This window comes from Labrys sp. LIt4 (assembly GCF_017813775.1).
Classification (GTDB): Bacteria; Pseudomonadota; Alphaproteobacteria; order Rhizobiales; family Labraceae; genus Labrys; species Labrys okinawensis_A.
Map to the genome: position 1 here is coordinate 40,488 of NZ_JAGIPY010000028.1, position 9,069 is coordinate 49,556.

The 9,069-nt window shown below is 60.0% G+C and carries 14 protein-coding genes; 2 read left to right on the plus strand and 12 right to left on the minus strand.

All coding sequences use genetic code 11. From position 1 onward, the window contains the following. Window positions 1-149 precede the first annotated feature (149 nt). The 10 genes from J8I29_RS28975 to J8I29_RS29020 form a co-directional block, all read right to left on the minus strand. Complete coding sequence (locus J8I29_RS28975) at window positions 150-389, minus strand: hypothetical protein (RefSeq protein WP_181160943.1); 240 nt, start codon at window positions 387-389, stop codon at window positions 150-152. A 51-nt stretch (window positions 390-440) separates the two neighbouring features. Further along, window positions 441-746, minus strand: a complete 306-nt coding sequence (locus J8I29_RS28980) for a hypothetical protein (protein WP_245197481.1) — start codon at window positions 744-746, stop codon at window positions 441-443. 10 nt (window positions 747-756) lie between these two features. After that, window positions 757-969, minus strand: coding sequence for a hypothetical protein (locus J8I29_RS30215; RefSeq protein ID WP_245197482.1), 213 nt, complete (start codon window positions 967-969; stop codon window positions 757-759). A gap of 14 nt (window positions 970-983) precedes the next feature. Beyond that, window positions 984-1,166 (minus strand): hypothetical protein, encoded by a 183-nt coding sequence (locus J8I29_RS28985; RefSeq protein ID WP_209434316.1) that lies wholly within the window; start codon window positions 1,164-1,166, stop codon window positions 984-986. Window positions 1,167-1,197: 31 nt separating this feature from the next. Then, the gene (locus tag J8I29_RS28990; protein WP_209434317.1) at window positions 1,198-1,473 is read right to left on the minus strand and encodes a hypothetical protein; all 276 of its coding nucleotides are present in this window, start codon (window positions 1,471-1,473) and stop codon (window positions 1,198-1,200) included. 30 nt (window positions 1,474-1,503) lie between these two features. After that, window positions 1,504-1,851, minus strand: coding sequence for a hypothetical protein (locus J8I29_RS28995; protein WP_209434318.1), 348 nt, complete (start codon window positions 1,849-1,851; stop codon window positions 1,504-1,506). Window positions 1,852-1,907: 56 nt separating this feature from the next. After that, a complete protein-coding gene (locus J8I29_RS29000; RefSeq protein WP_209434319.1) occupies window positions 1,908-2,363 on the minus strand; it encodes an Hsp20 family protein in 456 nt (151 codons plus the stop codon). A gap of 375 nt (window positions 2,364-2,738) precedes the next feature. Further along, window positions 2,739-2,960, minus strand: coding sequence for a hypothetical protein (locus tag J8I29_RS29005; RefSeq protein ID WP_209434320.1), 222 nt, complete (start codon window positions 2,958-2,960; stop codon window positions 2,739-2,741). A gap of 594 nt (window positions 2,961-3,554) precedes the next feature. After that, window positions 3,555-4,064 carry an Hsp20/alpha crystallin family protein gene (locus J8I29_RS29015; RefSeq protein ID WP_105860622.1) on the minus strand — a complete coding sequence of 170 codons (510 nt, stop codon included), beginning with the start codon at window positions 4,062-4,064 and terminating at the stop codon, window positions 3,555-3,557. Between the two features lie 94 nt (window positions 4,065-4,158). Then, a complete protein-coding gene (locus tag J8I29_RS29020; RefSeq protein ID WP_105860621.1) occupies window positions 4,159-4,635 on the minus strand; it encodes an Hsp20 family protein in 477 nt (158 codons plus the stop codon). Window positions 4,636-5,059: 424 nt separating this feature from the next. On the opposite strand from J8I29_RS29020, the gene groES reads away from it, so the two are divergent. Together groES and groL are read left to right on the plus strand one after the other, a co-directional pair. Beyond that, on the plus strand, window positions 5,060-5,374 hold the full coding sequence (gene groES / locus J8I29_RS29025; protein WP_105860059.1) for a co-chaperone GroES: 315 nt from the start codon (window positions 5,060-5,062) through the stop codon (window positions 5,372-5,374). A 55-nt stretch (window positions 5,375-5,429) separates the two neighbouring features. Beyond that, window positions 5,430-7,058, plus strand: coding sequence for a chaperonin GroEL (groL, locus tag J8I29_RS29030; RefSeq protein WP_105860058.1), 1,629 nt, complete (start codon window positions 5,430-5,432; stop codon window positions 7,056-7,058). Between the two features lie 69 nt (window positions 7,059-7,127). Here groL and J8I29_RS29035 read toward each other — a convergent pair whose 3' ends face one another. Together J8I29_RS29035 and J8I29_RS29040 are read right to left on the minus strand one after the other, a co-directional pair. Continuing rightward, a complete protein-coding gene (locus tag J8I29_RS29035; protein ID WP_245197483.1) occupies window positions 7,128-7,694 on the minus strand; it encodes a hypothetical protein in 567 nt (188 codons plus the stop codon). 92 nt (window positions 7,695-7,786) lie between these two features. Further along, entirely contained in the window at window positions 7,787-8,506 is a 720-nt protein-coding gene (locus J8I29_RS29040; RefSeq protein WP_245197484.1) for a DUF4142 domain-containing protein, read from the minus strand. Window positions 8,507-9,069: the final 563 nt, after the last annotated feature.

The window sequence follows — 9,069 nt, forward strand, 5'->3', positions numbered from 1 at the left end:
CTGGATCTCCGTATTGCGCGGGCGGTTTCCGGATAGCCGGGTCGAGCGCGGCTATGACAATCCGGAGCGCTTCTTTCTTAAATGAACCGCACTAAGCATCAGGGGCAGCATGCGCCAGAGACCCTTCTCCTGACTGGGTCGCCGGAGGCTCAGGATTTCTGTCTCGGCTTTTTCTCTTCGGACAGCCGGTTGGCTGCATGGTCCTGCAATTGGTCCGTCTGGTTCCTCTTGCTGTCCATGCCTCTGTCCTTGGAGTGCTGAGACTTGTCGCGATTGGACAGAACCATGTTTTCCTCGATCTTGTCTTTCGCAAGATCGGACGTCCCGCCGGTTCCGGCGCCCTTGCCAGCGGTACCAGAGCCCATATGTTTCTTGCTCGCATGCGCCACAGCAATTCTCCTTGCGGTTTGCCCTCTCATTCCAATGCGGCCCGCGAGAGGCTATTGGCCGTCGCGGTCCTTTTGTTCGGCGGGCGAATGCCGTTGAGGCCGATGCCCCTCCTGCCCCGGACGGTTGTGTTTGTTATGGTCCCGGCTCTCCTGATTGAGGCCGCCGCGGCTCACCGGAAATTCCGCCTGACGCGCCTCCCGCTTGGGGAGAGGAAGAATGCTATCCGCCGGCCGGCTCAGCGACGCTTCCTCCTGACGGCGATCGGGGACGTCCGGCTTTCGCTCCAGAGTTCGAAGCTGTTGCTCATGGGTCTTTCTGCCCTGCAAGGGCTGGCGCTTGCTTACATTCTTGGCCATCGTCGACCTCTCAGCGGGCGGGGTGAGTGCCACCACCCTTCTTCTCGGGATCATGGGTGTGATGACTGTCTCTTTCGCCGCCTCCGCCGGATACGGCACTGCGCCGGCGCTGCCCCGTATCTGCGGCAGGTTTTTCGACCTGCGGACGGTCCTTTGCATTTTCATGGGAAGCACCGGGGCCGCCATGGCGAATGCTTCTCGGTGTCTTGGCCGAGGTAGACATATCCGTCTCCTGTCTCACCGGTCCTGCTGATAACCCTGATTTTTCGTGTTTTGCTTGATATTGGCTTGCTGGCCCTGCTGCTGAGGATTTTCGGGCCGCTGCTTGCCATGGGGCGCCTGGTCTCGGACCGGCGTCTTGGGATCACCGGTGCCCTTGTGGCTCTGGTTCTCCGGAGGAGTGGGCGGGAGCTTGGTCATGATGTCCCCTTCCTTGTATCCAGTGACCCAACTAGCGCCGCCCGCCCATGTTCCCGCTTGTTTTCGAGTGGTCGGCTTCATCTTGTCGGATGGCAAAGCCCTCCCTTGGCAAGCCAGGGCTTTCGAAATCGCGTTGCAGCGGCGTCATGATTTCAGGCGCGCTGGGGCTGCCGCCCGCAAGCGATCCCTGCAGGGCACATCTCGCGGATATGGCCGGTCCAATCCCGCCGAGGCGCAATGGCTGGTTCTGGATGGCGAATTCCGGAAGGAGCCAGAAATGTCCGATGCAGGCTCGCAGATTGGCCAACACTCGGCTCCCCGCCGGAACGCCGGAGTTTCACTGCAGGGATGGACTGCCCTCATCCGTCGAGTGCCGCCCATTCGTCGCACGGCGACGACGTGTCGCCCGATCATAGCGCGACATGCTGTTCATCCGGTCGCCATCCAGGGCACGCAACGCATCCATGATGTCATCGAAGGGAACGACGCGCCCCCTCCTGATTTCCCGAAGGCTGGGAGTTGCCTCCAACGCGCAGGCATCCGATGCCCAGGAGGCCAGGATCGCCCGCTTCTCATTCAATGTCAGATCCGGGTCGGCAACGACATCCCTTGGGTGATCGAAAGCCTGAGCGGGACGAAGAAGCCGGGAAATATCGAACTCGTTTCGTGTTGATCGCTTTTCCATGACAAGACCCTCTCCGATCTCGGGGAACGCCGATTGCGCTCCCCAAGCCATTGGAATCAAGCGGCCTTTGCTGGTTTATGATGGTCGGCAGCTTCTGCGGTGCGAATTTCGATGCGGCGGGGCTTCATCGCCTCGGGGAGGCGCCGAATAAGATTGATCTGCAAAAGGCCGTTCTCGAAACTGGCGCTCTCGACCTCGATATAGTCGGCCAGATTGAAGCGGCGTTCGAACGGCGCGGCCGAAATGCCATGATATATGTAGTCCATCTCGTTCTTCGCATCCGCCTTGCGGCCGGTGACGGTCAAGAGATTTTGCTGGGCAGTAATGCTTATATCGCTGGATTTGAATCCGGCGACCGCCAAGCTTATGCGGAAACCGTCTTCGCTCGTGCGTATGATGTCGTAGGGGGGATAGCCTTCGGCTGTTTCCTTCGAACCTGCGTTCAGAAGTTCGAAGAGACGGTCAAAGCCAATTGCCGAACGGGCAAAAGGGGTGAAGTCGTAGGTTCTCATAGCCACATCCTCATCAAAGCAACATGGTTACAAGCAGGACGCCAGACGCAGTCGGCGTCCGCATCGAGCCCCATCGGGCGCCCGACGCGCAAAGAAATGGTACAAACCAAGGCCGTTTCAAGGGCTTGGACGGTATTTTTACAACGGCCTCGGAGTCGTTCCGCATGCCCGGACCTTGCACGCTTTCCCGCTGGAACACCGCAAGAAGAGCGGACGGTCCGGCCCGCGCGCTCGGCTTTCCAAAGGCCTCGTAGCAACCGAGGTCGGCATGGAATAAAACACGCGCTCCTCCCCGGAATATCATCCCGCACGGCTGGCGCCCTGTGGGACGACACGGATTCCGACGCCGTTCGACCTGATCCTGCGTTCGGCCCGCTAGTGGGTGGGCCGGCGCACAGGAGCCTTTTCGAGCCGTGAAGCCGGAAACCATGGTTCGATCTTGCCGTCGGGCCTCATGAGATCGACGTTTCCTTCCGGATCATTGCCGGGACCGAAATGCAATGCGACGACTTCAAAGGTCGCATCGATGTCGAACATCACCGACAGCGATGTCACTATACCGAGCTTGATACGGACAACATCACCGATATTCACCATCTCGACCTCCTTATCTTGCTTTCGGAGCACGTCAGGCGCTTTGCCCCCCAACAACAAACTCATGGGTCGGACCGAACCTTGTAAGCGCAAACCGCGGGTCTCGCAGCGATGCCCGGTCCGGACCGTGGGCGTCTCGGGCTCTGCGCAGCCGTTCCTTGGACGAGCGAAGGTTTTTATTCTCCCACGCCCCGGACCTCGTAAAGGTCACGGGCGTTGATGTCCTATCCTCCGTCAGCGCGACGCCGGCGGCTTCAGTGGATTCATCCAGAACCGGCATTCCCGCTTCGTCCAACGCCCGAGCAAAAATTCGGCGGCATTCATCCGGGTTCATCCGCCCGAGGGCAGCCAGGTAACATGCCTCGCGCGCGGCGAAATACGCTGGACCTCTTTGCGGCGGCCAACGATGCAAGAGATAATATGAAGCCTCTGCTACGCTGGAGACCTGATGTAACAGGTTCGTCCGAGGCATAAATCGGGCCGGTTTTTCAAATGAAACTTTGCTCATCACAAATTGGAATCAAGCTTCAGGAACCTTATTGCCTAATATGCCCGGCGAGGCGGCCGCATATGTACATGCAACCGCCGCCATGAAGGTCAGCTTTTTACTTCGATCCGCCTAACCTGGGCTTTCGCCTTTTCGGTCTTGGGAAGCGTGACAGTCAGCACGCCATTTTTGAAACGGGCACTGATCTTCTCTTCTTCCACTTCGAAGCCGACCGGAATACGACGCTCGAAGCGACCATAAAAGCGTTCGGAAAATTGCTTTTCCTTGTCCTCAGTCTCCGAGCGCTTTTCGCCCTTCACCGTCAGCACCCCCTCGCTGAGGAATACTTCGATATCCCTCTCCGCCAGCCCCGGCACCTCGGCGGTCACCGTGATCTCCTTTTCATTGTCCGAGATTTCGACGCTAGGCCAGTTGGCACCGGAAGAGCCGATCCTGCCGACATTCGGCAGTCTGGTGTCGAACGATCGGAAGGCATCGTCGAACAGCCGATTCATCTCGCGGTGCAGCGACAGGAAGGGATCGCGGTCCCCCTCTCGAAAGAAGCTGGGAAGCTGGCCGGCGCTGTTGCGCCCCCAAGGAATTAGATCGCGCACACTCATCATCTGTCTCCTTCATGCTCAATCGGTTGACAAATGCTCTCGGCTGCGCCGGATCTTTCCGTCCGGCGCTTTGCCTTGCGTGGCCATTCGGCTATCAGGCCGCGTGCTTCTCGCTTTCGATCGCCCGCATGCCGGTCTTGGCTTGAGCATCGCCCCCCGCGATCTCGATCCGGCGCGGTTTCATCTCTTCGGGAAGATCACGCCTGAGATCGATCGTCAGCAGGCCCCTGTCGAGGTTCGCGCCCACGACCTTGATGTGGTCGGCAAGCTCAAAGCGTTGCGTAAAGGCGCGTCCGGCAATGCCCCGGTGCATATATTGCGCTGTATCTTCGCCTGTCTTCTGACCGGACACCATCAAGACGTTGCGCTCCTGGGTAATGCTCAGTTCGTCTTGAGAAAAGCCCGCTACCGCCATGTCAATGCGGTAGTCGTCGTCGCCTGTCTTGATGATGTCGTAGGGCGGCCAATTGCCGGCCGTTTCAATACGGCTCGTCGCCTCCAGGGCATTCAGCATCCGGTCAAAACCGATGCTCGAGCGGAACAGCGGTGTAAAGTCAAGAGTGGTTCTCATAGCCACATCCTCCTGTTGAAGCAACATGGATACAAGTTTGGTTTTCCCGCCGCGCACCTGGCCGCAGAGCGGGAATGCCGGTCCCCTTGAGGCGCCCGGCAAATACGAGTTAGGTCACGCCTCCGGCATTTCAAGAGGCCACCGAATGATTTTGAATGGGCATGCATGCGAGCGCCCTCAGACAGTCCCGCCTGAGCCCCGGCTCGACCGGCATGCACGAAAAGGACAAAAAACATCAACGCATTCAATGGATTATCACTCAATGCCCCGGACTGCTAAAAATTTCCATCGACGCTCTTGAAATCGAAAAAGCCCTCAACCACCTCATTTCGCGCGCGACGCCGCTTGGGTCGCGCGCCCCGCTCCGGTCCCAGGATCGGAGCGGTGGAACACTCAAAATTGTTTGTCCTTGAAGGAGAACGATATGACGTTCCGTCCATTGCATGATCGCGTCCTGGTCCGCCGCATCGAAGCCGACGAAAGGACGGCGGGCGGTATCATCATTCCCGATACGGCCAAGGAGAAGCCGCAGCAGGGTGAGGTCGTCGCGGTCGGTCCTGGTGCGCGGGATGAGGCCGGTAAGCTGGTCGAACTCGACGTGAAGGTCGGGGACCGCATTTTGTTCGGCAAATGGTCAGGCACCGAGATCAAGATCAATGGTGAAGATCTCCTCATCATGAAAGAAAGCGACGTGCTGGGCGTGGTCGAAAACGCCAGTGCCGTGAAGAAGGCCGCCTGACGGCTTCTTCATCCCCATTACAGTCTAGATAGCTGCCTATTGCAGGAGAGATCCAATGGCTGCCAAGGAAGTCAAATTCTCCACCGACGCGCGTGACAAGATGCTGCGCGGCGTCGACATTCTCGCCAATGCCGTCAAGGTCACGCTGGGCCCGAAGGGCCGCAACGTCGTGATCGAGAAGTCGTTCGGCGCGCCCCGCATCACCAAGGACGGCGTCACCGTCGCCAAGGAGATCGAGCTCTCGGACAAGTTCGAGAACATGGGCGCCCAGATGGTGCGCGAGGTTGCCTCCAAGACCAACGACTTGGCCGGCGACGGCACCACCACGGCGACCGTTCTCGCTCAAGCTATCGTAAAGGAAGGCGCCAAGGCGGTGGCCTCGGGTATCAATCCCATGGACCTCAAGCGCGGCATCGACAAGGCCGTTGAGGCGGTCGTCACCGAACTGAAGGCCAACGCACAGAAAATTACCAAGAACGACGAGATCGCCCAGGTCGGCACGATTTCGGCCAATGGCGACACCGAGATCGGGCGTTTCCTGGCGGAGGCCATGCAGAAGGTCGGCAATGAAGGCGTGATCACCGTCGAGGAGGCCAAGACGGCCGAGACCGAGCTCGAAGTCGTCGAGGGCATGCAATTCGACCGCGGCTACCTTTCGCCGTACTTCGTGACCAACCAGGAGAAGATGCGCGTCGAACTCGAGGATCCCTACATCCTCATCCACGAGAAGAAGCTGGGCAACCTCCAGGCCTTGCTGCCGATCCTGGAGGCGGTCGTGCAGTCGGGCAAGCCCCTCGCCATCATCGCGGAAGACGTGGAAGGGGAGGCTTTGGCGACGCTGGTGGTGAACAAGCTGCGCGGCGGCCTGAAGGTTGCGGCCGTCAAGGCACCGGGCTTCGGCGACCGGCGCAAGGCCATGCTCGAGGACATTGCCATCCTTACCGGTGGTACGGTGATCAGCGAGGATCTTGGCATCAAGCTGGAGAACGTGACGCTCGATATGCTCGGCCGGGCCAAGAAGGTGGTGATCGAGAAGGAAAACACCACCATCGTTGACGGTGCGGGCGGCAGGAACGACATTGACGGGCGCGTGGCCCAGATCAGGGCGCAGATCGAGGAGACGACCTCCGACTATGATCGCGAGAAGCTGCAGGAGCGGCTGGCGAAGCTCGCGGGCGGGGTCGCGGTGATCCGCGTTGGCGGGGCGACCGAAGTCGAGGTCAAGGAGCGCAAGGACAGGGTCGATGACGCCATGCACGCGACGCGCGCTGCAGTCGAAGAAGGCATTCTTCCGGGCGGCGGCGTAGCCCTGCTGCGGGCATCCAAAGCCCTGGACGCTCTGACGGCCGACAATGCCGACCAGAAATACGGCATCGACATCATTCGCCGCGCAATCGAGGCGCCGATACGCCAGATCGCCGAAAATGCCGGCTGGGAAGGCTCGCTCGTCGTCGGCAAGCTGCGGGAAAGCGCCGAATACGCCCATGGCTGGAACGCCCAGACCGGCGAATACGGCAATCTCTTCGAGCAGGGCGTGATCGATCCTGCCAAGGTCGTCCGTACAGCCCTGCAGGATGCGGCCTCGGTTGCCGGCCTGCTCGTGACCACCGAAGCCATGGTGGCCGAAAAGCCGAAGAAAGAAGCAGCTCCTGCCATGCCCCCCGGCGCCGGCATGGACTTCTGATCGATGACGGCCGTGCCACTCCCGAACGGGAGTGGCATCCGGCATCACATCGTCGAAGGCAACGGATTCTTACAAGCCATCTGAGCGCGAATATCTGTCTCGCTCCGCCCGAACTTGATCGCTCGTATAGATGGGCGCGTCCTCGACGAAGCCCGACCAGCCCTCATTCCGATAAGTTTGCTCGCGCGTGCGGACATCCACGGAACCGCGCTGCAAAATAGCCCTGGCAGTCTCGGCATTGTCATCGTCAACCGTAGCGGTCACCAGGCTGCCGCCTCTACGTATGCCCTCGGCGTAGACTTGAGCCTCATCCTTCTCGACGCCCCGATCGGTCAGAGCCCCCACGAGCCCGCCGGCCACGCCACCGACAACGGCTCCCGTAGCCGCGCCCGCGACCGTCGCGGCGAGCCAGCCAGCTGCAACGACCGGCCCAACCCCGGGAATGGCCATCACGCCAAGACCTGTCAGAAGGCCACCAATGCCGCCGACGGCCGCTCCAACTCCAGCCCCCGCTCCGGCGTCCGTGGTGGCGTCCGTCGCGGCATCTCCGTCCGGGTCAACGCCATCGACATTGTTGGACACCAACCCGATATCGGCCTCCGGAATGCGAGCAGCCCGAAGCTCTTTGACAGCCATCGAAGCCTGCTCTCGTGTATCGAACAAGCCACTAATCGTTCTTTTCATCTCGATCGCTCCATTTTACGTGAATAGATTCACTTAATTCTGAATTATTGCGCGACGATATTTCCTTTGTAGTCCAGGCCGACCGATACGGACTTGCCGTTCTTGGTCGCGTTTCCTCGCCAGATACCCTTGTCATCCTTCGCGAGCCCCTGAATGGAAGCGTAGCCAGCGGCCGAGAGCCGATCGCGGGCCTGGCCTTCGGTGAAGCTGTTGGCCCCTTCCTGCAAAGTGGGTTCCGCGCTGGTGGGCTGGCGCGAAGAAGAAGTTGTATCGGCGCTGGCGCCCAACTTCTGAGCGTGCTGTTGATGCATCTTGAGGACCGGCAATGTCTTGCCCGCAAAGCCCTTCAGTTGAGGATTGTCACCGCTGGTCGAGTACTCCGTGAACAGGGCGACGGCTTCGTCATGCGCCTTCTTCTGGTCGGCGACATAAGCGTCATCGAAAGCCGCGCCGGACTTGCCCGCCAGGCTGTCCAGGCTTGTTTTATGGGCGGCGTCCAGTGCCTGTGGCATTTGGATGTTGCCGGCGGCCGCAAGCGTGGACTTAAGTTCATCACCTGCCTTGGTATGATCGTCGATCATCTGCTGCGCGAACGCTTTCACATCGGCATTGCTCGCGTTTTTCAATGCCAGCTTGCTGGATTCGATTTCGAACATGTTCGAAACAGCCGCCTTGCTCACAAAGTCTTGCGCACTTGTCGCTGCAAGGGCGATCGTGGGGAACAGCACGCAGACGGTGGCTGCGCACATCAGTTTCTTGAGCATTGCTTCGCACCTTTCGGTTGGATCGGCAGCGCGCCGCCTATAGCGTTTTGCGATTAGACGGAGTCACCTAGAATCGCAAAGACGCGTCAGAACAATGAGTTAGAGCAAATTAGCGTTCACGCTTGAACGCGCTTTGCTCTAGAAGGCATTGGCATGCGGACGACGCGTCCCCTCTGACGGCCCGGCTACCGACTCCGAAGAGCAGGCTGACCGGACCGCCCCGCAGCGAAGCCGGAGTCGGGGGCGCTGGGCACAACGGCCTCGCGCGGTTCGAACCTCATAGGTCCGGCTTTGTTCCTGAAAATTGGAGTGGCTCGGCCTGGGTCGTGACTGGGAGCCAGGCCGGCCGTTTGCCAGCGAATATTCCTGTTTCAGAGGATGCAAAAAGAGCGTGATCCTCACTCGGCTCGAAGAGCCGAGGCCGCTTTCAGGATCTGCCCGCCGGCGATGGGGATCGAGAGCTTGGGCACAAAGACAAGCCGCGCCGATCAGGCCGCCTTCTTGTTGACGCCTGCCACTGCGAGCTTGGTGAGAAGCTCGTCGGTCTTGATCTCCTCCTGAAG